We start from the raw sequence: 24,259 nt of genomic DNA, 5'->3' as shown, positions 1-24,259 counted from the left end.
GACCGGAGGTGAAATGGACATGAGCCAAGCCGACCAACTCGCTCGGACGCACTTGGCGCCCGATCCGGCCGACCTGTCGCGCCTGGTCGCTGGCACCCACTACAACCCGCACAGCATTCTGGGCGCCCACGAATATGGCGGTCACACGGTGATTCGGGCGTACCGGCCGCATGCGGCCGAAGTCGTCGCGCTGGTCGGTGAGGACCGATTTCCGATGCAGCACCTCGAATCCGGCCTCTTCGGCGTCGTGTTGCCGTTCGTCAATCTGATCGACTACCGGCTGCAGATCACCTACGAGGGTGCCGAGCCGTACGTCGTCGCCGACGCATACCGCTTCCTGCCGACGCTGGGCGAGGTCGACCTGCACCTGTTCGGGGAGGGACGCCACGAGCGGCTCTGGGAAGTCCTTGGCGCACATCCCCGCTCGTTCACCACGGCCGACGGTGTGGTCACCGGCGTGTCATTTGCGGTGTGGGCGCCAAACGCCAAGGGCATCAACCTGATCGGTGAGTTCAACGGCTGGACCGGCAGCGAAGCCCCGATGCGGGCCCTGGGGTCATCGGGTGTCTGGGAGCTGTTCTGGCCGGGATTCCCCCTTGACGGGCTGTACAAGTTCCGCGTGCACGGCGCCGACGGCGTGGTGACCGAGCGGGCCGACCCGATGGCGTTCGCCACCGAGGTGCCGCCGCACACCGCCTCGCGGGTCACGCACAGCAGGTACACCTGGGAAGACGCCGCGTGGATGACCGAACGCGCGCAGCGCAACCCGGTGTTCGAGCCGATGAGCACCTACGAGGTTCACCTGGGTTCCTGGCGCCCCGGGCTCAACTACCGGCAGTTGGCCCGTGAACTGACGGATTACGTGGTGGAACACGGCTTCACCCACGTCGAGCTGCTGCCGGTCGCCGAGCACCCGTTCGCCGGATCGTGGGGCTATCAGGTGACGTCGTACTACGCGCCGACGTCCCGGTTCGGTACACCGGACGAGTTCCGCGCCCTGGTCGACGCCTTGCACCAGGCCGGCATCGGCGTGCTGGTGGACTGGGTGCCGGCGCACTTCCCCAAGGACGCATGGGCGCTGGGCCGGTTCGACGGCACGCCGCTCTACGAGCACTCCGACCCGAAGCGCGGAGAGCAACTCGATTGGGGCACCTACGTATTCGACTTCGGTCGCCGGGAGGTCCGTAACTTCCTGGTGGCCAACGCGCTGTTCTGGCTCGAAGAGTTCCACATCGACGGCCTGCGGGTCGACGCGGTCGCCTCGATGCTCTACCTGGATTACTCACGCCCCGAAGGCGGCTGGACCCCCAACATCTACGGCGGCCGGGAGAACCTGGAGGCGGTGCAGTTCCTGCAAGAGATGAACGCGACGGTGCACAAGACCGCACCGGGCATCGTCACCATCGCCGAGGAGTCGACCTCGTGGCCCGGGGTGACGCGGCCGACCAACCTTGGCGGCCTGGGCTTTTCGATGAAGTGGAACATGGGCTGGATGCACGACACGCTCGACTACATCAGCCGCGATCCGATTCATCGCAGTTACCACCACCACGAGATGACGTTCTCGATGCTCTACGCGTTCAGCGAGAACTACGTGCTGCCGATCAGCCATGACGAGGTGGTGCACGGCAAGGGCACGCTGTGGGGCCGGATGCCGGGCAACAATCACGTCAAGGCGGCCGGTCTGCGCAGCCTGCTCGCCTACCAGTGGGCGCACCCGGGCAAGCAATTGCTGTTCATGGGACAGGAATTCGGGCAGCGTGCCGAGTGGTCCGAGGAACGCGGACTGGATTGGTGGCAGCTCGACGAGCAGGGGTTCTCCAACGGGGTCCTGCGCCTGGTCCGCGACATCAACGACATCTATCGCAGTCACCCGGCGCTGTGGAGCCAGGACACCGTGCCCGACGGATACTCCTGGATCGACGCCAACGACTCGGGCAACAACGTGTTGAGCTTCCTGCGCTACGGCAAGGACGGCTCGGTGATGGCGTGCGTGTTCAACTTCGCCGGCGCCGAGCACGACGGATACCGACTGGGACTGCCGTCGGCCGGTCGCTGGCGCGAGGTGCTCAACACCGACGCGACCGCCTACAACGGTTCGGGGATCGGCAACATGGGCGGCGTGGACGCCACCGAGGACCCGTGGCACGGCCGGCCGGCCTCGGCGCTGCTGGTGCTGCCGCCCACGTCGGCGCTGTGGCTCGAGCCCGAGTAACGCCGGGTCAGTACAGCGCGTTGGCGAGGTTGCGCCGTCCGGCGACAACCTCGGGATCGGCCGGATCGAACAGCTCGAAGAGGTCGACCAGCCGGGTGCGCACCAAAGTGCGGTCGTCCCCGGATGTGTTGCGCACCAAGGCAATCAGGCGATCGAAGGCGGCCCCGACATCCTGATTGAGGATCTGCACGTCGGCCGCCGCCAGGGCGGCTTGGATATCACCGGGCGCGGCGTCGGCGACGGCGACGGCGTCCGGGCGTTGCCCGGTTGCGCGCGTGAGGAATTCGATCTGGCGAATCGCGCCCTTGGCTTCGGCGTTGGCCGGGTTGGCGTCCAGGATCGACTGGTATGACACCTTGGCCGCCTCGAAGTCGCCGTCTTCCAGCTGTTGACGGGCCGCCGCCAGCTCAGGATCGACCTCCTCGGGCTCAACGGAACCCGTTGCGCCCCTGAGCTTTCCGGCGGTCGCCGAGAGGATCTGATCCAGCCAGCCGCGCAGCTGCTCAGCCGGCTGCATTCCCTGGAAACTCGATATCGGCTGACCGGCGGCCAGCGCCACCACGGTCGGGACCGCGTCGACGCCGAAGATCTGCGCGACCCTGGGTGCGACATCGACGTTGACCGTCGTCAACGACCACTTGCCGTTGTCCTGGGCGGCCAGGCCGGCGAACGTGTCGAGCAGCTGGACACACGCGTCGCTGCGCGGCGACCACAGCAGCACGACGACGGGCACTTCCTCGGACCGCAGCAGCACCTCGGCCTCGAAGTTGGCCTCGGTGACCGCGATGATTCCGGCGTCACCCTCGGCCGCCGACGGCGCGGACCCTCCGGGAGGGCCCGCGGGCTGGGGCCGCTGCTTGAGAGCGGAGAGGTCGACCGCACCAGCCAGGGCGGGGCCGATAGAAGGTCGCGGACGTGTCACGCCGTCAAGTTTGTCATGCGGATGGGCTACTCATCCACCCGGTCGCGGCGGCGCTCAGACGGCGACTCCGCCCGGCGACAAAGCGCAACGGAAAGGGGTCATGATCGGCAAATATGACGAAGATCACAATTCGTCATAGACGCGCCGCGCCAGCAACGTCGGCGACAGACTCGAACTCGGGCCTAACCCGCGCGCAGAATCAGGGCGTCGCCCTGCCCGCCGGCCCCGCAGAGCGCGGCCACGGCGTACCCGGAGCCACGTCGCGACAACTCCAGGGCGGCATGCAGCGTGATCCGCGCCCCCGACATCCCGATGGGGTGCCCGACGGCGATCGCGCCGCCGTTGACGTTGACGAGGTCGGGGTTCACGCCCAGTTCGCGCGTCGACGCCAGCGCCACCGCGGAAAACGCCTCGTTGATCTCGATGACGTCGAGCTGGTCGACGGAGATGCCCTCACGGCCGAGCGCCTTCTTGATCGCGTTCGCCGGCTGCGACTGCAGGGTGGAGTCCGGCCCGGCCACCACGCCGTGCGCGCCGATCTCGGCCAGCCAGGTCAGCCCCATTTCCTGCGCCTTGGCCTTGCTCATCACCACGACGGCGGCCGCGCCATCGGAGATCTGGGAGGCCGAACCGGCGGTGATGGTGCCGTCGCGGCGGAATGCCGGCTTGAGGCCGGCCAGCGACTCGGCGGTGGTGTTGGCCCGGATGCCCTCGTCCTCGGCGAACTGCAGCGGATCACCTTTGCGCTGCGGGATGTTGACCGGCACCACTTCGTCGGTGAAGACGCCGTCCTTCCAGGCCGCGGCCGCCTTCTGGTGGGACCGCGCAGCGAACTCGTCCTGCTCTTGCCGGGTGAATTTGTCGACGTCGTTGCGCTGCTCGGTGAGCGCGCCCATCGGCTGGTCGGTGAACACGTCGTGCAGGCCGTCGTAGGCCATGTGGTCCAGCACCGTCACGTCCCCGTACTTGTAGCCCGAGCGGCTGTCCATCAGCAGGTGCGGCGCCTTGGTCATGGATTCCTGGCCGCCGGCCACCACCACGTCGAACTCCCCGGCGCGAATGAGCTGGTCAGCCAGCGCGATGGAGTCAATGCCGGACAGACACATCTTGTTGATGGTCAGTGCCGGAACGTCCCAGCCGATGCCGGCCGCGACGGCCGCCTGGCGCGCCGGCATCTGGCCGGCCCCGGCGGTCAGCACCTGGCCCATGATCACGTAGTCGACCGCGGCGGCCGGCACGTTGGCCTTCTCCAGCGCGCCCGCGATCGCGATGGCCCCCAGATCGCTGGCGGAAAAGTCCTTCAGCGAACCCATCAGCTTGCCGATGGGGGTTCGTGCTCCAGCAACGATCACCGACGTCGTCATGACTATCTCCTAACCCTGCGCCGACGGCCGGTCCGGCCTCCCGGGGAAGCGCAATCTTTGCCGCCAGGTTACCGTTATGTGATGACGACCGATCAAGTTGACGCCCGTCAGATCCTGGCCACCTCACTGGTGACGGCGATCGATCACGTCGGCATTGCAGTCGCCGACCTGGACGCCGCCATCGCCTGGTACCACGACACCCTCGGCATGATCCTGGTGCACGAGGAAGTCAACCAGGAGCAGGGAATCCGCGAAGCCATGCTGGCCGTGCGCGGCGCCCCGGCGGGCACCGCACAGATCCAGTTGATGGCCCCGATCGACGAGTCCTCGACGATCGCGAAGTTCCTCGACAAGCGCGGTCCGGGCATCCAGCAGATGGCCGTTCGGGTGAGTGACCTCGACGGCTTGGTCGAGCAACTCCGCGAGCAGGGTGTGCGCCTGATCTACGACGCACCCCGTCGCGGCACGGCAAACTCCCGGATCAACTTCATCCACCCCAAGGACGGCGGCGGAGTTCTGATCGAACTCGTCGAACCGGCCGCCTGAGACCGGTAATTCACGACCACTTCCTGGTCGGACCGCGGGTAGCGCGGTGCGTCCAGCACGGCGTATGCCAATGCCGGCGGTCCTCGATCTGACCGGGCCCTCCCGCGAGCGTCGAATCGATCGGCCACACCACCAGATGTGCTGAGCCGGAACGTATTTCGTGATCGCAGCCAGGGCACCGATAGGTCTTGACCGCGCGGGCCGCCGGGACCGCCCGGACTTCGTACTCGTGACCATCGGGCCCGCGCTCCACCCGGCGCAGTGCCGGCGATGGTGCCAAGGGCCGCGGCCGGCGTGGCGGGATACGGCGCGGAGCCATGCGATCAGCTTAGTGGCGGACCGTCAGAACAGCCGGTATTCGTCGCTGTCCATCCCGCGCATCTTGTCGTAATCCAATGTCAGACAACGGATCCCGCGATCGATGGCCAGCGTGCGGGCCTGCGGTTTGATCTGTTGCGCGGCGAACACACCTTTTACCGGCGCGAGCACGGTGTCGCGGTTGAGCAGCTCCAGATACCGGGTGAGCTGTTCGACGCCGTCGATCTCGCCGCGGCGCTTGATCTCCACCGCCACCGAGCCACCTCGTTCGTCACGGCAGAGCAGGTCGACGGGCCCGATGGCGGTCATGTACTCGCGGCGAACCAGCGTGTATCCCTCACCGAGCAGCTGCACGTGTTCGGCGAGCAGCGCCTGCAGGTGCGCCTCGACGCCGTCCTTGACCAGCCCGGGATCGACGCCGAGCTCGTGGCTGGAGTCGTGTTCGATCTCCTCGACGGTGATGCGCAGCTGTTCGCCGGCCTTGTTCTCGACCACCCACACCGGGGCCTGAGCACCGGCCTCCTCGGTCAGCCAGCACGGTGGGCTCATCCAGTTCAGCGGCTTGTAGGCGCGGTCGTCGGCGTGCACACTGACCGATCCATCGGCCTTAAACAGCAGCAACCTGCGGGCGGAGGGCAGATGCGCGGTGAGCCGGCCGACATAGTCAACGGTGCATTGAGCGATCACTAGGCGCACCCGATTCACCTTAGAGCGTGGCCGACGACATAGGCTGACGCCACCATGTCGGCCGACCGTTCCGTGGCACAGCGAATAGGCCGGGTGCTCGAGCGGGTCACCCGTCAGAGCGGCCGTCTGCCGGCGACGCCCGCATACGGCTCCCTGCTGCTCGGCCGGGTATCGGAGAGCCAAGGTCGTCGCCGGGTACGCATCCAGATCATCATGACCGTTCTGGTCCTGGGAGCGAACCTGCTCGGGATCGGCGCGGGGCTGGTGTTGGTGACAGTCGCCATCCCGGCACCGAGCATTTTCGATGACGCCCCGGCGTGGATCACCTTCGGGGCCGCTCCGGCCTACATCGTCCTGGCGCTGACGCTGGGCACCTTTTGGATCACCCGCAGAACTGTCCTCGCGTTGCGCTGGGCGATCGAGGAGCGCACTCCGACTCCGGAGGACGAGCGCAACACGTTCATCGCCCCGTGGCGGATCGCCTTGGTCGACCTCGTCTTGTGGGGAACCGGAGCGGTGTTTTTCACGGTGCTCTACGGCCAGGTCAACACGATCTTCATCCCACGTTTCCTGGTCGGAGTGAGCTTTTGCGGTGTTCTGGTGGCCACCGGCAGTTATCTGCTCGCCGAGTTCGCATTGCGTCCGGTGGCGGCCCAGGCGCTCGAGGCGGGCCCGCCGCCCAAGCGCCTGGCGTCCGGGATCATGGGCCGAACCATGACGGTGTGGTTTCTCGGTTCGGGTGTTCCCGTCATCGGCATCGCGCTCCTGGCGTTTTTCGAGATATGGCTGAACAATCTCACCGAAACCCAGTTCGCCGTCGGTGTGCTGATCGTGTCGTCGGCCGCACTGATTTTCGGGTGCATCCTGATGTGGATCCTGGCCTGGCTGACGGCGACACCGGTGCGAGTGGTCCGGGCGGCGCTTCAGCGAGTCGAGAAGGGCGACCTGCGCGGCGACTTGGTGGTATTCGACGGCACCGAACTCGGTGAACTGCAACGCGGTTTCAACGCCATGGTCGACGGCCTGCGGGAGCGCGAACGGGTACGGGATCTGTTCGGCCGCCATGTCGGCCGCGAGGTGGCGCTGGCCGCCGAACGCGAGATGCCGAAGCTGGGTGGCGAGGAACGCCATGTGGCCGTCGTATTCATCGACATCGTCGGGTCCACGCAGTTGGTGACCAACAAACCCCCGGCCGAAGTCGTCAGTGTGCTCAACCAGTTCTTCGCCATCGTCGTCGAGGAAGTGGATCGACATCACGGACTGGTCAACAAGTTCGAAGGCGATGCGTCGCTGGCCATCTTCGGCGCGCCGAACCGTCTAGATTCTCCGGAGGACGAGGCGCTGGCCGCCGCCCGCTGCATTACCGACCGACTGGCCAATGAAATGTCCGAGCTCTCGGCCGGCATCGGTGTGGCGGCTGGTCAAGCCGTCGCCGGAAACGTCGGCGCCAGGGAGCGTTTCGAGTACACGGTGATCGGTGAACCGGTCAACGAGGCGGCCCGACTGTGCGAGCTGGCCAAGTCGCACTCGAGCCGGCTGCTCGCGACGGCCGACGCCATCGAGCGTGCAAGTGAAAACGAGCGGGCGCGTTGGTCTTTGGGCGACACCGTGACCCTGCGCGGGCACGAGCGTCCCACCCGGCTGGCGTCGCCGGTCGACCCGCTGAATGATTGATCTCGAGTCGAAATGGGTACAGCTGCAAAGAACTTGACCCCTCAGAGATTGGCTTTGACATGACCGGTAGTGGGACCGCCCGCCGTGTTTCGGTCGCCGCGGGAATCGCCGTGGCGATCGCCCTGAGTTCGTTGTCCGCGGGATGCTCGAGCAACAACAACAAGAGCCCCAGCACTTCGACCGTCACGACCACCGTCACGACGCCGGCGAGCGTCACGACCACCGCGCCGGCGGCACCGGCACCCGGCGGTCCGGGTGGCGGTCCCGATGTCGGACCGGGTGGCGCCACCACCGCCGGCCCGGGCGGATCGGGCGCCGGTGCCGGACCCGGTGGGGCCAGCGCGGGCGTGCCGGGCGCTGGGGCTTCCGCCGGCCCGGGCGGCGCGGGTGCATGTGCCGGCGGCGTGTGCGTGGGGACGCCTCCCGGCTGATTCCGGGGCTAGTGCACCGGGTGAGTCACTGAGCGGTGGCATCGATCCGGCGAAGCTATTGGTGCGGGATCCGTTCTCCCGCACCAATAGTGCGACGAGCAACGAGCCGGCCACAAGCAGCCCGCCGACGAACCACGCCGTCGCCGGCCAGCCGCCAACGCCGAAGACGAGACCTCCGAGCGCGCCGGCCACCGACGCGCCCTGGTAGCAACTGATCAGGTACAGCGCGGACGCCTCGGCGCGATCCCGGCACGCCACCGCGCCCACCCAGCCACTGGCAACGGTGTGCGCGGCAAAGAATCCACCGGTGAACACGCCCACACCGATGACGATCACGACCAGTGCATGCGGGACGGTGAGCAGCAGGCCGGTCACGGTGATCGGCAACGCGGCGACCAGCAGAACCGGCGCCGTTTCGGCTCAGACGGCCATCTCGTGGTGGCGGGTCCGGTTACCCCCACACCGCTTAGCTTCGTACATCGCGGTGTCGGCGTGGGCGACCAGCTGGTGAAACGCGTGCTCGGCATATTCCGAGACGACGCTGCCCAGCGCCAGGGTGGCGATTCCGACGCTGGCGGTCACGGCCGCGTTCACCGCGGCCACGGCGTCACAGAGCTGTCGGCCCCAGGACAGCAGCTGTTCGGTCGTCACGATGTCAGCGACCAGGAATTCCTCCCCGCCGACGCGTCCGACGACGGAGGTCTCGCCGCATGCAGTGGTCAGGGTGCCCGCCACCGCGATGAGCGCCTCATCGCCGGCAGCGTGCCCGCGGGTGTCGTTGAGCTCTTTGAAGCGGTCCAGATCAACCATGGCCACCGCCAGATGCATGTGATGGGCGCCGGCGAGCATCCGGCCCACGATCGCCCGGTCGCAGGCCCTCCGATTCAGCAGCCCCGTCAGTGGGTCGCGGTTGGCGCGTAGGAGGTCGAGCCACAGTGCGCGCACCACGACCTGGATGGCGAGCGGGACGACCACGTTGAGTTCCAGCACCAGGAAGTAACCGGTGAAGGCCAGCACCGCTTGTCCGGTAGCGGCCAGGCGCACCGATTGCCAGGCCGCGATCGCGCAGGCCATGAAGAAGTCCCTGCCATGAGCCTGGGCGTGTGGAAGAACGCGATGTAGCCACCCGTCACCGCCATCGCCGAACACGCCATCAGCCCGACGAGCGGCTGGGGTTGCCACAGGCAACCGCCGCCGATGGATACGGCGCCGGTCATGATGTAGAAAACGGACTGCCGCCGGGTGGGCCACCCGCTCAACCACAGCGCCGCCATGCCCAGGCCCAGGATTGCGGCGACGACCGAAACCGTCAGGGCCACAAGCGGATACATCGGGACGGGTCCGTACAACACGTTGACCGGCACCAGCACCAGGGAGGCCGCCACCACGGCCAGAACCCTGCGGCTGGCGGTGCTGAGCCCGTGGGCCTGCAAATAGCCTGTCAGCCAGTCGAAATGGTCGTCTTGGCTCCACCACGTCGCCAGCCACGTCGTTCGTTCGCCTTTCCCCGAACTCGCTCACCCCGTCGAGTCACACCACCAGAGTCTGCGAGCCGGATCACAGTTAATACTATTGAGCGCGGTAAAAATCTGGAATCGACGAGAAATCCGCGCCGGATGGCGAGCCCCCGCCATGGCCGATTCCTCGCCTCAGTCCCTTCCCACGACGATGTCGCTTTTCCGCCAGTTTTGTCGGTGGACAGGTGTAAGTCTGGAACCGTGCACGACGACTTCGAACGCTGCTACCGCGCCGTCCAGTCCAAGGACGCGCGGTTTGACGGCTGGTTCGTCACCGCGGTGCTGACCACCCGCATCTACTGCCGGCCCAGCTGTCCGGTGCGGCCACCGTTCGCCCGTAACGTGCGGTTCTACCCGACCGCGGCCGCCGCTCAGCGGGCCGGTTTTCGAGCCTGCAAGCGGTGCCGCCCCGACGCAAGCCCGGGATCCCCGGAATGGAATGTGCGCGGCGACGTCGTGGCGCGAACGATGCGCCTGATCGCCGACGGGACCGTGGATCGTGAAGGTGTCGGTGGCCTGGCCGCCCGCCTCGGTTACACGACCCGGCAGCTGGAGCGGCTGTTACAGGCCGAAGTCGGCGCCGGCCCACTCGCACTGGCCCGCGCGCAACGGGCACAGACCGCCCGGGTGTTGATTGAGACCACGGATCTGCCATTCGGCGACGTCGCATTCGCCGCCGGCTTTGCCAGCATCCGCCAGTTCAACGACACCGTTCGCTCGGTATTCGAGAACACGCCGAGCGCGCTGCGCCAATGCGCGGCGACACGTTCCGCATCGGCCCCGAATTCACCTGGCACCGTGTGTCTTCGACTCCCGGTGCGCACGCCGTTCGCCTATGCCGGCGTGTTCGGTCACCTGGCGGCGGGCACGGTGCCCGGTTGCGAGGAGGTCCGCGACGGCGCGTACCGGCGCAGCCTGCGCCTCCCGTTCGGCAACGCGATCGTCAGCCTGACCCCCGCTGTCGATCACGTCCGGTGTGTGCTCGTGCTCGACGACTTCCGTGATCTGACAACGGCTATCGCGCGCTGCCGTCGGCTGCTGGACCTCGATGCCGATCCGGAAGCGGTCGACGAGGCGCTGGGTGGGGACGCGGAGTTCTGCGCCGTCGTGGCCAAGGCGCCGGGGCAGCGAATTCCCCGCACCGTCGATGAAGCCGAACTCGCGGTGCGCGCGGTGCTGGGCCAGCAGGTGTCCACCAAGGCAGCGAGCACCCACGCCGGCCGCCTGGTCGCCGCCTATGGGCAGCCGATCAACGATCCCGACGGAACTCTGACGCACACCTTCCCGTCCGTTGAGCAGCTCGCGGTCATCGACCCCATCCATTTGGCGGTACCCAAGTCCCGGCAACGGACGCTGAGCGCTCTGGTCGCCGGCCTCGCCGACGGCAGTGTCGTGCTGAGCGCCGGCTGCGACTGGGAAAGTGCCCGAATGCAATTACTCGCCTTGCCCGGCGTGGGCCCCTGGACCGCGGAGGTGATCGCAATGCGCGGCCTTGGCGATCCCGACGCGTTCCCCGCCACCGATCTGGGCCTGCGCCTAGCCGCCGAACAGCTGGGCTTCCCGTCCGACGAGCGCTCTCTCATCGCGCGCAGTGCGCAGTGGCGGCCTTGGCGTTCCTACGCCACCCAATACCTTTGGACCACCCTCGAGCATCCGGTAAACCATTGGCCGCCACAGGAGGTCGCATGACCGAGTACCGCACCATCGACAGCCCGATCGGGCTGCTGACCCTGGCCGGTCACGGCTCGGTGCTGACGAATCTCCGAATGGTCGACCAGACCTACGAACCGAGCCGCACCGGTTGGTCGCCGAACCCGCGGGCGTTCGGCGAAGCCGTCGAACAACTCGGCGCGTATTTCGCCGGCGAGCTGACGGATTTCGATGTCGAGCTCGACCTGGGAGGCACCGAATTTCAGCGCCGAGTATGGCGGGCGCTGCTGACCATTCCGTACGGCGAAACCCGCTCGTACGGCGAAATCGCCGAGCAGATCGCAGCGCCGGGCGCCGCCCGCGCCGTCGGGTGGGCCAACGGCCACAACCCGATCGCGATCGTCGTTCCCTGCCATCGCGTCATCGGGGCCAATGGAAGTCTCACCGGCTTCGGCGGTGGGCTCGGCCGAAAGCGCACATTGCTCGAGTTGGAAAAACAACGGGAGAATTTGACACTATTCGATTAATTGCAAATGCAAAAACACCCCCGTTGCCGGGGGTGTTTTTGTGTATGTTCGGCGGTGTCCTACTTTTCCACCCGTATGGGCAGTATCATCGGCGCTGACAGGCTTAGCTTCCGGGTTCGGAATGGGACCGGGCGTTTCCCTGTCGCTGTGGCCGCCGTAACTCTATTTAAATTTGTTTGGTGGGGGGTGTGGCATTCCGCGGCATTACTGCCGTGAATTGGACTGTGGTTGCGATTGTGTGTTGGTAAGTTTTCGGCCGGTTAGTGCCAGTTCCCTGCACCCATTACTGGGCTTCCAGGTCTGGCCTATCGAACCCGTAGTCTGCGGGGGGCCTTATCCCTCTAAAAGGGTGAGAAACCTGATCTTGGAGAAGGTTTCCCGCTTAGATGCTTTCAGCGGTTATCCTGTCCGAACGTGGCTATCCAGCCGTGCCCCTGGTGGGACAACTGGTATACCAGAGGTTCGTCCGTCCCGGTCCTCTCGTACTAGGGACAGGTTTCCTCAAGTTTCTGACGCGCGCGGCGGATAGAGACCGAACTGTCTCACGACGTTCTAAACCCAGCTCGCGTGCCGCTTTAATGGGCGAACAGCCCAACCCTTGGGACCTGCTCCAGCCCCAGGATGCGACGAGCCGACATCGAGGTGCCAAACCATCCCGTCGATATGGACTCTTGGGGAAGATCAGCCTGTTATCCCCGGGGTACCTTTTATCCGTTGAGCGACACCCCTTCCACTCAGAGGTGCCGGATCACTAGTCCCGACTTTCGTCCCTGCTTGACTTGTAAGTCTCGCAGTCAAGCTCCCTTGTGCACTTACACTCAACACCTGATTGCCGTCCAGGTTGAGGGAACCTTTGGGCGCCTCCGTTACATTTTAGGAGGCAACCGCCCCAGTTAAACTACCCGCCAGGCACTGTCCGTGAACCCGATAAGGGTTCGACGTTAGGTGTCCAATACGATCAGAGTGGTATTTCAACAACGACTCCATACAAACTGGCGTCTGTACTTCACAGTCTCCCACCTATCCTACACAAACCGTACCGAACACCAATACCAAGTTGTAGTGAAGGTCCCGGGGTCTTTTCGTCCTGCCGCGCGTAACGAGCATCTTTACTCGTAGTGCAATTTCGCCGAGTCTATGGTTGAGACAGTTGGGAAGTCGTTACGCCATTCGTGCAGGTCGGAACTTACCCGACAAGGAATTTCGCTACCTTAGGATGGTTATAGTTACCACCGCCGTTTACTGGGGCTTAAATTCTCCGCTTCACCTTACGGTTAACGGGTCCTCTTAACCTTCCAGCACCGGGCAGGCGTCAGTCCGTATACATCGTCTTGCGACTTCGCACGGACCTGTGTTTTTAGTAAACAGTCGCTACCCACTGGTTTCTGCGGCCGAATCCCGCTCCCACCGCAAGGGTGTTCACGGTATTCCGGCCCCCCTTCTCCCGAAGTTACGGGGGCATTTTGCCGAGTTCCTTAACCATAGTTATCTCGTACGCCTTGGTATTCTCTACCTGACCACCTGTGTTGGTTTGGGGTACGGGCCGTGTATGTGCTCGCTAGAGGCTTTTCTTGGCAGCAGAGGATCACCGAATTCGCCTCAATCGGCTATGCATCACCTCTCGGGATTAATGAGCGACGGATTTACCTATCGCTCTCCCTACAGGCTTGCCCCAGTATTACCACTGACTGGTACGGCTACCTTCCTGCGTCACCCCATCGCTTGACTACTACCAGCGAAGGTCCCACGCAGCCCCGAAACTCCATACCCCCGAAGGGGAATGGTCGATCCGGTTTTGGGTGGTTAGTACCGCTGATTCATCAGGGACGCCTATACACGGGTACGGGAATATCAACCCGTTGTCCATCGACTACGCCTGTCGGCCTCGCCTTAGGTCCCGACTCACCCTGGGCGGACTGGCCTGGCCCAGGAACCCTTGGTCTTACGGCGGGCAAGGTTCTCACTTGCCTTATCGCTACTCATGCCTGCATTCTCACTCCCCCATCCTCCACCACCGGTCACCCGATGGCTTCGCTGAATGAGGGACGCTCCCCTACCCACATTCACCGTACGGTGAATGTGCCGCGGCTTCGGCGGTGTGCTTGAGCCCCGCTACATTATCGGCGCATAATCACTTGACCAGTGAGCTATTACGCACTCTTTCAAGGGTGGCTGCTTCTAAGCCAACCTCCTGGTTGTCTCTGCGACTACACATCCTTTTCCACTTAGCACACGCTTAGGGGCCTTAGCCGGCGATCTGGGCTGTTTCCCTTTCGACGTACGGAGCTTATCCCCCGCCGTCTCACTGCCACGCTTTACACCACGGCATTCGGAGTTTGGCTGACGTCAGTAACCTAGTAGGGCCCATCGGCCATCCAGTAGCTCTACCTCCGTGGTGAACCACGCAACGCTGCACCTAAATGCATTTCGGGGAGAACCAGCTATCACGGAGTTTGATTGGCCTTTCACCCCTACCCACAGCTCATCCCCTCAGTCTTCAACCTAAGTGGGTTCGGGCCTCCACGCGGTCTTACCCGCGCTTCACCCTGGCCATGGGTAGATCACTCCGCTTCGGGTCCAGAACACGCCACTACACCCCAAAGGGGATGCGCCCTATTCAGACTCGCTTTCGCTGCGGCTACCCCGCACGGGTTAACCTCGCGACGTGTCCCTGACTCGCAGGCTCATTCTTCAAAAGGCACGCCATCACCCCACGAAGAGGCTTTGACGGATTGTAGGCACACGGTTTCAGGTACTATTTCACTCCCCTCCCGGGGTACTTTTCACCATTCCCTCACGGTACTAATCCGCTATCGGTCATCGAGAAGTATTTAGGCTTACCGGGTGGTCCCGGCAGATTCACAGCAGATTCCACGGGCCCGCTGCTACTCGGGAGTTGATACAAGGTAGGTGACGGGTTTTCGCGTACCGGGCTCTCACCGTCTACGGCAGGCCATCCCAGGCCATTTCTGCTAACCACGACACTTTCTGACTACCCCTCAGCCAGGTAGAGCTGAGACATATCAATCCCACAACACCGCGCACACAACCCCTACCCGGTTATACATGCGTGCGGTTTAGCCTGTTCCGCGTTCGCTCGCCACTACTGACGGAATCACAATTGTTTTCTTCTCCTACGGGTACTGAGATGTTTCACTTCCCCGCGTTACCTCCCGCACCCTATATATTCAGATACGGGTAACACGACATCACTCGTGCTGGGTTTCCCCATTCGGAAATCCTCGGATCAATGCTCGGTTGACAGCTCCCCGAGGCATATCGCAGCCTCCCACGTCCTTCATCGGCTCTCGATGCCAAGGCATCCACCATGCGCCCTTAAACACTTACTTACACACAAAAACCAAAGAAGAAATTACACATTTCGATGAACACGCCGGCCACGAAGGACCACGCGTTCATCTAGATGCTCGCAACCACTATCCAATACTCAAACACCACACCCCACCACCAAGATGGAGGGACTCCACACGGTTCGACCGAGTGTTGTCTCAGGGCCCAATAGTGTGTCTGGCAATTATTTGCTGTTGTGCACCCGGTTTTCGTCCACTACAGACGAGAACCCCTCACGGCTCGCACTCCACCAATTGAAGTGCTTTTCGTGGTGCTCCTTAGAAAGGAGGTGATCCAGCCGCACCTTCCGGTACGGCTACCTTGTTACGACTTCGTCCCAATCGCCGATCCCACCTTCGACAGCTCCCTCCAAAAGGTTAGGCCACTGGCTTCGGGTGTTACCGACTTTCATGACGTGACGGGCGGTGTGTACAAGGCCCGGGAACGTATTCACCGCAGCGTTGCTGATCTGCGATTACTAGCGACTCCGACTTCATGGGGTCGAGTTGCAGACCCCAATCCGAACTGAGACCGGCTTTAAAAGGATTCGCTTAACCTTGCGGCATCGCAGCCCTTTGTACCGGCCATTGTAGCATGTGTGAAGCCCTGGACATAAGGGGCATGATGACTTGACGTCATCCCCACCTTCCTCCGAGTTGACCCCGGCAGTCTCTCACGAGTCCCCGGCATTACCCGCTGGCAACATGAGACAAGGGTTGCGCTCGTTGCGGGACTTAACCCAACATCTCACGACACGAGCTGACGACAGCCATGCACCACCTGCACACAGGCCACAAGGGAACGCCTATCTCTAGACGCGTCCTGTGCATGTCAAACCCAGGTAAGGTTCTTCGCGTTGCATCGAATTAATCCACATGCTCCGCCGCTTGTGCGGGCCCCCGTCAATTCCTTTGAGTTTTAGCCTTGCGGCCGTACTCCCCAGGCGGGGTACTTAATGCGTTAGCTACGGCACGGATCCCAAGGAAGGAAACCCACACCTAGTACCCACCGTTTACGGCGTGGACTACCAGGGTATCTAATCCTGTTCGCTCCCCACGCTTTCGCTCCTCAGCGTCAGTTACTGCCCAGAGACCCGCCTTCGCCACCGGTGTTCCTCCTGATATCTGCGCATTCCACCGCTACACCAGGAATTCCAGTCTCCCCTGCAGTACTCTAGTCTGCCCGTATCGCCCGCACGCTCACAGTTAAGCCGTGAGATTTCACGAACAACGCGACAAACCACCTACGAGCTCTTTACGCCCAGTAATTCCGGACAACGCTCGCACCCTACGTATTACCGCGGCTGCTGGCACGTAGTTGGCCGGTGCTTCTTCTCCACCTACCGTCAATCCGAGAAAACCCGAACCTTCGTCGATGGTGAAAGAGGTTTACAACCCGAAGGCCGTCATCCCCCACGCGGCGTCGCTGCATCAGGCTTGCGCCCATTGTGCAATATTCCCCACTGCTGCCTCCCGTAGGAGTCTGGGCCGTATCTCAGTCCCAGTGTGGCCGGACACCCTCTCAGGCCGGCTACCCGTCGTCGCCTTGGTAGGCCGTCACCCCACCAACAAGCTGATAGGCCGCGGGCCCATCCCACACCGCAAAAGCTTTCCACCAAAAGACATGCGTCTAAAGGTCCTATCCGGTATTAGACCCAGTTTCCCAGGCTTATCCCGAAGTGCAGGGCAGATTGCCCACGTGTTACTCACCCGTTCGCCACTCGAGTACCTCCGAAGAGGCCTTTCCGTTCGACTTGCATGTGTTAAGCACGCCGCCAGCGTTCGTCCTGAGCCAGGATCAAACTCTCCAAACAAAAACTCCTCGCAGGACGAGGTGAATTCAAATCAGAGAAAATCTGACCTAACAAAAAGACACCAAAAACTGGCATCAAAATACGGCCATACCGACACACGGGGAGTGTTTAGGTATGGCCAAAAAACAACAACAAATAAAAAGACCAAACACACTATTGAGTTCTCAAACAACACTTGTTTCGCCCGTTTTGGGGCAACCCTGCCAGCTTAATACAGATCCGGCAGGTAAGTCAACTCCCAATTTTGATCTTCTAGAGACCGTCTCAGGAGCAGCCGTGCCAGGTTAGTACCAATCCAGCGAGGGAGTCAAGGGCCCCGCTCTCGTCCACCTTCGCGTTGGTGACCGCGCTTGTGGGGCACTGACTTTGGTTACTGTACCCGCTCGATCTCCGCTCCCAAAATCGCCAGGTTTTCCACGAACAACGGGTAGCCGCGATCGATGTGGAAGACGTCGTGGACCTCGGTGTCTCCGTCGGCGACAAGTCCGGCCAACACCAGGCCGGCGCCGGCCCGAATGTCCGAACACCACACCGGTGCGCTCGACAATTGCGGCAACCCCCGAACGACGGCGTGATGCCCGTCGGTTCGGGCGTCGGCGCCAAGGCGGATCATTTCTTCGACGAATCGAAAGCGCGCCTCGAATACGTTCTCGGTGATCATCGACGTGCCGTCGGCGATCGAAGCCAGCGCGATCGCCATCGGCTGCAGGTCCGTCGGGAATCCGGGGAACGGCAGGGTCGCCACGTTCACGGCCTTCGGTCGTTCGTATTGCGCCACCCGGAAGCTGTCGTCGGTTTGGGTGACGGTGGCGCCGGCGTCGTGCAGCTTGTGCAGCACCACCTGCAGGTGCGCCGGGTCAATGCCCGTCACCGTGATGTCTCCGCGGGTTATCGCAGCGGCGATCCCCCAGGTGGCGGCGACGATGCGATCCCCGATGACTCGGTGCTCGGTCGGGTGCAGCTTGGGGACGCCGGTGATGGTCATCGTCGGCGAACCCGCGCCCTCGATCTGCGCGCCCATCTGGTTCAGCATCGTGCACAGATCCACGACGTCGGGCTCGCGCGCCGCGTTGTGGATGGTGGTCACGCCCTCGGCCACGACCGCGGCCATCAGGATGTTCTCGGTGGCTCCCACCGAGGGGAACTCCAGCTGAATCTCCGCGCCGCGCAACGTATCGGCTTGGGCCACCACGCATCCGTGCTCGATGTTGCACTGCGCACCGAGTTGGCGCAGTCCGGCCTGATGCATATCGAGCGGGCGCGATCCGATCGCGTCGCCGCCCGGCAGCGCGACACGGGCGCGCTTGCATCGCCCGACCAGCGGTCCCAGCACACACACCGACGCGCGGAACTGTCGCACCGCGGCGAAGTCGGCGTCGTACTTCGGCTCATCCGGAGAGGTGATTCGTGCGACGTCGCCGTCCAGTTCGACGGTCGCACCCAGGCCGCGCAGCACCTCCGCCATCAGCGGCACGTCCAGGATGTCGGGGCAGTTGGTGATCGTGCTGGTGCCTTCGGCCAACAGCGTCGCGGCCATCAGCTTGAGCACGCTGTTCTTTGCGCCCCCTACAGCGACTTCGCCTGACAAGCGGTTGCCGCCGGTCACCACGAATCGCTCAGCCACCCGCGTCAGTCTAGTGAAGCGGTATCGGCTTGTCAGTCGGCCAACCCACACCCGAGTACGGTTTGCTCATGGCTGTACACCTGACTCGCATCTACACACGAACCGGCGATGACGGCACCACGGGATTGAGTGATTTCTCGCGTGTCTCCAAGAACGACCCTCGCCTGGTGGCGTATGCCGATTGTGACGAAGCCAACTCGGCGATCGGCGTCGCCGTCGCCGTGGGTCAGCCGGACGAGACGCTCACGGGTGTGTTGCGGCAGATCCAGAACGATTTGTTCGATGCCGGCGCGGATCTGTCGACTCCCGTGGTCGAAAACCCCGAATATCCGCCGCTGCGGGTCACCCAGCCCTACATCGATCGGCTCGAAAAGTGGTGTGACACATATAACGAGCCGCTGCCGAAACTGAATTCGTTTGTGCTGCCCGGTGGTTCGCCGTTTTCGGCGTTGCTGCACGTCGCACGCACCGTGGTACGTCGAGCCGAGCGGTCGGCGTGGGCTGCCATCGACGCCGCGCCGGGACAGGTCAACGTCCTGCCGGCGAAATATCTGAACCGCCTGTCGGATCTGCTGTTCATCCTGTCGCGGGTGGCCAACCCCGACGGTGACGTGCTGTGGAAACCCGGCGGCGAGAACGCCGGCACGTAGTCAGCCGGCAGTCCTGCTCGACTACAGGCTGCGGCGACGGGAGCGGGGTGACGGACGCGATTCCAGCCAGGACAGGAACGCGGTCAACGCGCCCTTGTCGAAGGCGATCTCGTAGCCAGTCCTGCGGTCCTGGGTCGTGTCGCGCAGCTCGATGACGACGATCTCGTCGGTCATGATGTCGAACTCATCGCCGCGCGGCGCGCGCCGGGACACGATCTCCACGCCGCGCCGGCTCAGCCGCCGGTCCGGCCACAGTCGCAGGCTGGAGAGCCGGTAGAACGCGGCTTCACCACCGCGGTAACGGATTACGCCGTGCCGCCAGCCGTGGCCTCCGACCGCGGGAATGTCTCGCATGATCCCGGCCGTGCCGCCCTGACGCAGCTTCCACAGCCGATAACTCAGCCCGATGACGGCGCTCGCCAGCACGACGACGAGCACGACCATGCCGACCATGGGCGCGCTCATCGGCGGTTAGTCGATCGCGCCGACGGCGCGCAATCTCGCGCGCCCTCTGGCGGCGATACGCGGATCGTCAGACTCAGCAGCCTCTCTGGCGGCGCTCTCGTCGATCTCCGACTCGAACTCGGCGGATTCGGCGAGGATCGTCACCGATTCCTCGGTGACGGACAGGAATCCGCCGTCGACCGCGATCCGCAGATCGTCTTCGCCCTCTCGTTCGACGCGCACCATTGCGTCGTCGACCAACTGCCCCACCAGCGGGATGTGCCGCGGCATGATGCCGATCTCACCGACGGTGGTGCGGGTGAACAGAAACGTTGCTTCACCCGACCAGATCTTGCGGTCGACGGCGACTATCTCAACGTTCAATTCAGCCATGCCAAGAGCCTTTCAGGGCCTTTTCGCTCACGCCTCAGGATTCCAGTTTGGCGCCAAAACCTTCGGCCTTCTTCGCCAGGTCGTCGAGGCCACCGATCAAGAAGAACGCCTGCTCCGGGATGTGGTCGAAATCGCCCTTGGTCAGGCGGTCGAACGCCTCGATGGTCTCCTTCAGCGGCACCGTCGACCCAGGCTGACCGGTGAACTGCTCGGCCGCCATCATGTTCTGCGACAGGAACCGCTCGATCCGTCGTGCGCGCTGAACCAGCTGCTTGTCCTCTTCGGACAACTCGTCGATACCGAGGATCGCGATGATGTCCTGCAGGTCCTTGTACCGCTGCAAGATTCGGATGACTTCCTGCGCCACCCGGTAGTGCTCGTCACCGACGACGCTCGGGTCGAGGATGGTCGAGCTTGATGCCAGCGGGTCCACCGCGGGGAAGATGCCCTTGGAGAACACCGAACGCGACAGCTCGGTGGTGGCGTCGAGGTGGGCGAACGTCGTCGCCGGCGCCGGGTCGGTGTAGTCGTCGGCGGGCACGTACACGGCCTGCATGGAGGTAATTGATTTGCCTCGCGTCGAGGTGATGCGCTCCTGCAGCTCGCCCATCTCGTCGGCCAGGGTGGGCTGGTAACCGACGGCCGACGGCATACGACCGAGCAGGGTCGACACTTCGGATCCGGCCTGGGTGAACCGGAAGATGTTGTCGATGAACAGCAGCACGTCCTGGCCGGCCTCGTCACGGAACCACTCGGCCATGGTCAGTGCGGACAGGGCCACCCGCATACGGGTGCCGGGCGGCTCGTCCATCTGACCGAAGACCAGCGCGGTGTCCTTGAGCACGTCGGCTTCCTTGAGCTCGACCCACAGGTCGTTGCCCTCGCGGGTGCGCTCACCGACGCCAGCGAAAACCGAAGTGCCACCGAAGTTTCGGGCAATACGGTTGATCATCTCCTGGATCAGCACCGTCTTGCCGACGCCGGCACCGCCGAACAGCGCGATCTTGCCACCACGCACGTACGGAGTGAGCAGGTCGACAACCTTCAGACCCGTCTCGAGCATCTCGGTGCGGGGCTCGAGCTCCTCGAACGGCGGCGGCTTGCGGTGAATCGACCAGTGCTCGAACTCTTCTCCGTAACCGGGCTTGTCCAGGCAGTCACCCAGCGCGTTGAAGACGTGGCCCTTGACCTCTTGGCCGACCGGCACCGAGATCGGCTTGCCACTGTCCGTCACCTCGACCCCCCGCACCAGACCGTCGGTGGGCTGCATCGAGATGGTGCGCACGAGGTTGTCGCCGAGGTGTTGCGCGACCTCCAGCGTCAGGGTCTTCTTGAGTTCCTCGAACGTGATCTCGGCGTTGAGCGCGTTGAACAACTCCGGCACGGACCCGCGCGGGAACTCGATGTCGACCACCGGGCCAGTGATTCGCACCACGCGGCCGCTGGTCTCGGAGTTGGTGGTCTTTTCGTCAGTAGCAGTCATTTTCTTCTTCCTCGTGTGCTACTTAGCGTCGGCCAGCGCGTTTGCGCCGCCGACGATTTCGCTGATCTCTTGGGTGATCTGAGCCTGCCGCTCGCGGTTCGCCATCAGCGTGAGCTCTTTGATCAGGTCGTCCGCGTTGTCGGTCGCCGACTTCATCGCTCGCTGCCGCGACGCGAGCTCCGATGCCGCCGATTCGAGTAGCGCCGCGTAAACCCGGGTGGTCACGTACCGCGGCAGTAGCGCCTCGAAAAGCGTTGTCGCGTCGGGCTCGAACGAGTACAAGGTGTGGAGTTCGTCGGTGTCCTCGACGTATTCCACCACCAGCGGCGCGATGCGGTGGGCAACCGCGGCCTGCGACATCATCGACTTGAACTCCGAGTAGACGATGTGCAGCTCGTCGACGCCCTGGCCGTCCTGCGACTCGTCGTCACCCGTGCCGGCCATGAAGGTGTCGACCAAGGTGGACGCGATCTCCGCCGCGCTTTCGTATGAGGGTTGCTCGGAGAAGCCCGTCCACGACTCCGTGATGTCCCAGTTGCGGAACTTGAAGTAGTTCAGCGCCTTTCGGCCTACCGTGTAGACAACCGGCGTCTTGCCTTCCTGCCTCAGCAGGGAGAACAGCTCCTCGGAGCGACGGAAGATGCTCGAGTTGTACGCGCCGCACAAACCACGGTCCGAGGACACCACCAGGACGCCGGCCCGCTTCGGCTCGTCTCGTTCGACCAGCAAGGGGTGGTCCAACGCGGCTTCCGAGGAGAGCGTGGTCAGCATCGAGGTGATCTGGAACGCGTATGGTCGTGCGGATTCCAACCGGGCCTGCGCCTTGCCGATGCGCGAGGTCGCGATCATCTCCTGAGCCTTGGTGATCTTCTTGATCGACCCGGCCGAACGAATCCGGCCGCGTAATTCGCGAAGTGTGGCAGCCATCCGTCGCTACTTCTTGTCCTTGCCGGAGGCCTTGGAATCCTTGGATTCCTTCTTGTCCTTCGGCTTGTCCTTCTTGACCTGTACGGACTCCTTCTCCAAGTCCCCTTCGTCCAGGGCCTCGACGTGCTCGTCGGGCACGACCGATCCACCGCCGGTGGCCGCGAAGCCCTTCTTGAAGTTGTTGATGATCTCGATGAGCTGGTTCTCGCCCTCTTCCGAAAGCTTTCCGCTGTCGCGCACACCGGTCAGGAACTTCTCTTCCGAGGCCCGCATGTGGTCCAGCAGCTCGGTCTCGAAACGCCGGACGTCCTCGACGGGCACCGAGTCCAGATGACCGCCGGTGCCCAGGAAGATCGAAACCACCTGCTCCTCAACCGGCATGGGCTGGTACTGCGGCTGCTTGAGCAGTTCGACCAGGCGTTCACCGCGCTCCAGCTGGGCCTTGGACGTCGCGTCCAGGTCCGAGGCGAAGGCGGCGAACGACTCCAGTTCGCGGTACTGCGACAGGTCCAGTCGCAGCGAGCCGGCGACTTCCTTCATGGCCTTGATCTGTGCCGCACCACCCACGCGGGAGACCGACACACCGACGTTGATGGCGGGCCGCACACCCTGGTTGAACAGGTCGGACTCCAGGAAGCACTGCCCGTCGGTGATGGAGATGACGTTGGTCGGGATGTAGGCGGAGATGTCGTTGGCCTTGGTCTCGATGATCGGAAGGCCGGTCAGCGAGCCACCACCGAGTTCGTCGGACAGCTTCGCGCAGCGCTCCAACAGCCGCGAGTGCAGGTAGAACACGTCACCCGGGTACGCCTCGCGACCCGGCGGACGGCGCAGCAGGAGAGAGATCGCCCGGTACGCCTCAGCCTGCTTGCTCAGGTCGTCGAAGACGATCAGCACGTGCTTGCCGTCGTACATCCAGTGCTGTGCGATCGCCGAACCCGTGTACGGCGCAAGCCATTTGAAGCCGGCGGAGTCGGATGCCGGCGCCGCGACGATGGTGGTGTAATCCATCGCGCCGCCCTCTTCCAGCGCGCGCCGGACGGAGGCGATCGTGGTGCCCTTCTGGCCGATCGCCACGTACACGCAGCGCACCTGCTTGCGCTCGTCGCCGCTCTCCCAGTTCTCCCGCTGGTTCAGGATGGTGTCCACGCACACCGCGGTCTTACCTGTCTTGCGGTCGCCGATGATCAGCTGCCGCTGGCCACGACCGATCGGGGTCATGGCGTCGATGGCCTTGATACCGGTCTGCAGCGGCTCGCTCACGCTCTGCCGCTGCACCACCGACGGCGCCTGGATCTCCAGCGCGCGACGAATATCGGTGTCGATGTCGCCGCGGCCGTCGATCGGCTGGCCGAGCGGATTGACGACGCGCCCCAGGAACCCATCGCCGACGGGGACCGACAGGACTTCGCCGGTGCGCTTGACTTGCTGACCCTCTTCGATCTTCTCGAAGTCACCCAGGATCACCGCACCGACGCTGTGCTCGTCGAGGTTGAGCGCGACGCCGAGGACCCCGCCGGGGAACTCGAGCAGCTCCTGGGTCATGACCGAGGGCAGACCTTCGACGTGCGCGATGCCGTCCCCAGCGTCGACGACGGTACCGACCTCTTCCCGGGAGGTGTCGGACGTAAAAGAGCCTACGTACTCCTCGATGGCGCTCTGGATGTCATCAGCGGAGATTGTCAACTCGGCCATGGCTTTTCGTCTTCCTACTTGATCTTGG

Annotated in this window: 16 protein-coding genes, 3 rRNA genes and 2 pseudogenes; 6 read left to right on the top strand and 15 right to left on the bottom strand. The window is 63.8% G+C overall.

The window, feature by feature from the left end:
* The first annotated feature begins 19 nt into the window (after positions 1-19).
* Positions 20-2,215: a 1,4-alpha-glucan branching protein GlgB gene (gene glgB / locus B8W69_RS06450; protein WP_085289209.1), complete on the top strand. Its 2,196-nt coding sequence runs from the start codon at positions 20-22 to the stop codon at positions 2,213-2,215.
* Between the two features lie 7 nt (positions 2,216-2,222).
* Here the strand turns inward: glgB and B8W69_RS06445 are convergent, their stop codons facing one another.
* Positions 2,223-3,137 carry a tetratricopeptide repeat protein gene (locus B8W69_RS06445; protein ID WP_085289077.1) on the bottom strand — a complete coding sequence of 305 codons (915 nt, stop codon included), beginning with the start codon at positions 3,135-3,137 and terminating at the stop codon, positions 2,223-2,225.
* Positions 3,138-3,319: 182 nt separating this feature from the next.
* A complete protein-coding gene (locus B8W69_RS06440; RefSeq protein ID WP_085289076.1) occupies positions 3,320-4,501 on the bottom strand; it encodes an acetyl-CoA C-acetyltransferase in 1,182 nt (393 codons plus the stop codon).
* Positions 4,502-4,582: 81 nt separating this feature from the next.
* Here B8W69_RS06440 and mce point away from each other — a divergent pair, with 81 nt between their 5' ends.
* Positions 4,583-5,047, top strand: a complete 465-nt coding sequence (gene mce / locus B8W69_RS06435) for a methylmalonyl-CoA epimerase (protein ID WP_281255215.1) — start codon at positions 4,583-4,585, stop codon at positions 5,045-5,047.
* Between the two features lie 10 nt (positions 5,048-5,057).
* Here mce and B8W69_RS06430 read toward each other — a convergent pair whose 3' ends face one another.
* Positions 5,058-5,366: an Rv1322 family protein gene (locus tag B8W69_RS06430; RefSeq protein ID WP_085289074.1), complete on the bottom strand. Its 309-nt coding sequence runs from the start codon at positions 5,364-5,366 to the stop codon at positions 5,058-5,060.
* Positions 5,367-5,389: 23 nt separating this feature from the next.
* Complete coding sequence (gene nucS / locus B8W69_RS06425; protein ID WP_085289073.1) at positions 5,390-6,061, bottom strand: endonuclease NucS; 672 nt, start codon at positions 6,059-6,061, stop codon at positions 5,390-5,392.
* Between the two features lie 45 nt (positions 6,062-6,106).
* Here nucS and B8W69_RS06420 point away from each other — a divergent pair, with 45 nt between their 5' ends.
* A complete protein-coding gene (locus B8W69_RS06420; protein ID WP_085289072.1) occupies positions 6,107-7,726 on the top strand; it encodes an adenylate/guanylate cyclase domain-containing protein in 1,620 nt (539 codons plus the stop codon).
* Between the two features lie 503 nt (positions 7,727-8,229).
* Here the strand turns inward: B8W69_RS06420 and B8W69_RS06410 are convergent.
* Both B8W69_RS06410 and B8W69_RS31950 read right to left on the bottom strand, forming a co-directional pair.
* Positions 8,230-8,559 (bottom strand): annotated as a pseudogene (locus B8W69_RS06410) (MFS transporter); the annotation flags it as partial.
* Positions 8,560-8,577: 18 nt separating this feature from the next.
* Positions 8,578-9,641, bottom strand: a pseudogene (locus tag B8W69_RS31950) (GGDEF domain-containing protein).
* 234 nt (positions 9,642-9,875) lie between these two features.
* Here B8W69_RS31950 and B8W69_RS06400 point away from each other — a divergent pair.
* Entirely contained in the window at positions 9,876-11,363 is a 1,488-nt protein-coding gene (locus B8W69_RS06400) for a DNA-3-methyladenine glycosylase 2 family protein (protein WP_085289071.1), read from the top strand.
* Positions 11,360-11,851, top strand: a complete 492-nt coding sequence (locus tag B8W69_RS06395; protein ID WP_085289070.1) for a methylated-DNA--[protein]-cysteine S-methyltransferase — start codon at positions 11,360-11,362, stop codon at positions 11,849-11,851. Before B8W69_RS06400 ends, B8W69_RS06395 begins: the two co-directional genes overlap by 4 nt.
* A 46-nt stretch (positions 11,852-11,897) precedes the next feature.
* Here B8W69_RS06395 and rrf read toward each other — a convergent pair.
* The 4 genes from rrf to murA all read right to left on the bottom strand — a co-directional run bounded on the left by rrf (position 11,898) and on the right by murA (position 18,639).
* Positions 11,898-12,010 (bottom strand): 5S ribosomal RNA (gene rrf, locus B8W69_RS06390).
* An 81-nt stretch (positions 12,011-12,091) separates the two neighbouring features.
* A 23S ribosomal RNA gene (locus B8W69_RS06385) occupies positions 12,092-15,201 on the bottom strand.
* A gap of 283 nt (positions 15,202-15,484) precedes the next feature.
* Positions 15,485-17,015, bottom strand: a 16S ribosomal RNA gene (locus B8W69_RS06380).
* Together the 16S, 23S and 5S rRNA genes form the textbook arrangement of a ribosomal RNA operon.
* A gap of 370 nt (positions 17,016-17,385) precedes the next feature.
* Complete coding sequence (murA, locus tag B8W69_RS06375; protein WP_007773898.1) at positions 17,386-18,639, bottom strand: UDP-N-acetylglucosamine 1-carboxyvinyltransferase; 1,254 nt, start codon at positions 18,637-18,639, stop codon at positions 17,386-17,388.
* 68 nt (positions 18,640-18,707) lie between these two features.
* Between murA and B8W69_RS06370 the strand changes: the two genes are divergently transcribed.
* Positions 18,708-19,289 (top strand): cob(I)yrinic acid a,c-diamide adenosyltransferase, encoded by a 582-nt coding sequence (locus tag B8W69_RS06370; protein ID WP_085289069.1) that lies wholly within the window; start codon positions 18,708-18,710, stop codon positions 19,287-19,289.
* Positions 19,290-19,310: 21 nt separating this feature from the next.
* Here the strand turns inward: B8W69_RS06370 and B8W69_RS06365 are convergent, their stop codons facing one another.
* Genes B8W69_RS06365 through atpA form a run of 5 tightly spaced genes read right to left on the bottom strand, consistent with a single transcriptional unit; the run spans position 19,311 to position 24,231 of the window.
* Positions 19,311-19,754, bottom strand: a complete 444-nt coding sequence (locus B8W69_RS06365) for a DUF2550 domain-containing protein (RefSeq protein WP_085289068.1) — start codon at positions 19,752-19,754, stop codon at positions 19,311-19,313.
* A 6-nt stretch (positions 19,755-19,760) separates the two neighbouring features.
* Positions 19,761-20,126 carry a F0F1 ATP synthase subunit epsilon gene (locus tag B8W69_RS06360; protein ID WP_007773895.1) on the bottom strand — a complete coding sequence of 122 codons (366 nt, stop codon included), beginning with the start codon at positions 20,124-20,126 and terminating at the stop codon, positions 19,761-19,763.
* 34 nt (positions 20,127-20,160) lie between these two features.
* Entirely contained in the window at positions 20,161-21,609 is a 1,449-nt protein-coding gene (atpD, locus tag B8W69_RS06355) for a F0F1 ATP synthase subunit beta (protein ID WP_085289067.1), read from the bottom strand.
* Between the two features lie 18 nt (positions 21,610-21,627).
* On the bottom strand, positions 21,628-22,536 hold the full coding sequence (locus B8W69_RS06350) for a F0F1 ATP synthase subunit gamma (protein ID WP_085289066.1): 909 nt from the start codon (positions 22,534-22,536) through the stop codon (positions 21,628-21,630).
* A 6-nt stretch (positions 22,537-22,542) separates the two neighbouring features.
* Positions 22,543-24,231, bottom strand: a complete 1,689-nt coding sequence (gene atpA, locus B8W69_RS06345; RefSeq protein ID WP_085289065.1) for a F0F1 ATP synthase subunit alpha — start codon at positions 24,229-24,231, stop codon at positions 22,543-22,545.
* Between the last annotated feature and the right edge of the window lie 28 nt (positions 24,232-24,259).

It is taken from the genome of Mycolicibacterium vulneris, from assembly GCF_002104765.1.
GTDB classification, from domain to species: Bacteria; Actinomycetota; Actinomycetes; order Mycobacteriales; family Mycobacteriaceae; genus Mycobacterium; species Mycobacterium vulneris.
Note: the sequence above shows the minus strand (reverse complement) of the source record. Positions and strands in the feature narration are given on the sequence as shown.

What these genes read in the sequence shown, in the direction of transcription:
- B8W69_RS06420 (WP_085289072.1), top strand. Translation starts at nt 6,107, where the DNA reads ATGTCGGCCGACCGTTCCGTGGCACAGCGAATAGGCCGGGTGCTCGAG.
- B8W69_RS06440 (WP_085289076.1), bottom strand. Translation starts at nt 4,501, where the DNA reads ATGACGACGTCGGTGATCGTTGCTGGAGCACGAACCCCCATCGGCAAG.
- B8W69_RS06360 (WP_007773895.1), bottom strand. Translation starts at nt 20,126, where the DNA reads ATGGCTGAATTGAACGTTGAGATAGTCGCCGTCGACCGCAAGATCTGG.
- glgB (WP_085289209.1), top strand. Translation starts at nt 20, where the DNA reads ATGAGCCAAGCCGACCAACTCGCTCGGACGCACTTGGCGCCCGATCCG.
- B8W69_RS06350 (WP_085289066.1), bottom strand. Translation starts at nt 22,536, where the DNA reads ATGGCTGCCACACTTCGCGAATTACGCGGCCGGATTCGTTCGGCCGGG.
- atpA (WP_085289065.1), bottom strand. Translation starts at nt 24,231, where the DNA reads ATGGCCGAGTTGACAATCTCCGCTGATGACATCCAGAGCGCCATCGAG.
- B8W69_RS06370 (WP_085289069.1), top strand. Translation starts at nt 18,708, where the DNA reads ATGGCTGTACACCTGACTCGCATCTACACACGAACCGGCGATGACGGC.
- B8W69_RS06365 (WP_085289068.1), bottom strand. Translation starts at nt 19,754, where the DNA reads ATGAGCGCGCCCATGGTCGGCATGGTCGTGCTCGTCGTCGTGCTGGCG.
- B8W69_RS06395 (WP_085289070.1), top strand. Translation starts at nt 11,360, where the DNA reads ATGACCGAGTACCGCACCATCGACAGCCCGATCGGGCTGCTGACCCTG.
- mce (WP_281255215.1), top strand. Translation starts at nt 4,583, where the DNA reads ATGACGACCGATCAAGTTGACGCCCGTCAGATCCTGGCCACCTCACTG.
- atpD (WP_085289067.1), bottom strand. Translation starts at nt 21,609, where the DNA reads ATGACTGCTACTGACGAAAAGACCACCAACTCCGAGACCAGCGGCCGC.
- B8W69_RS06430 (WP_085289074.1), bottom strand. Translation starts at nt 5,366, where the DNA reads ATGGCTCCGCGCCGTATCCCGCCACGCCGGCCGCGGCCCTTGGCACCA.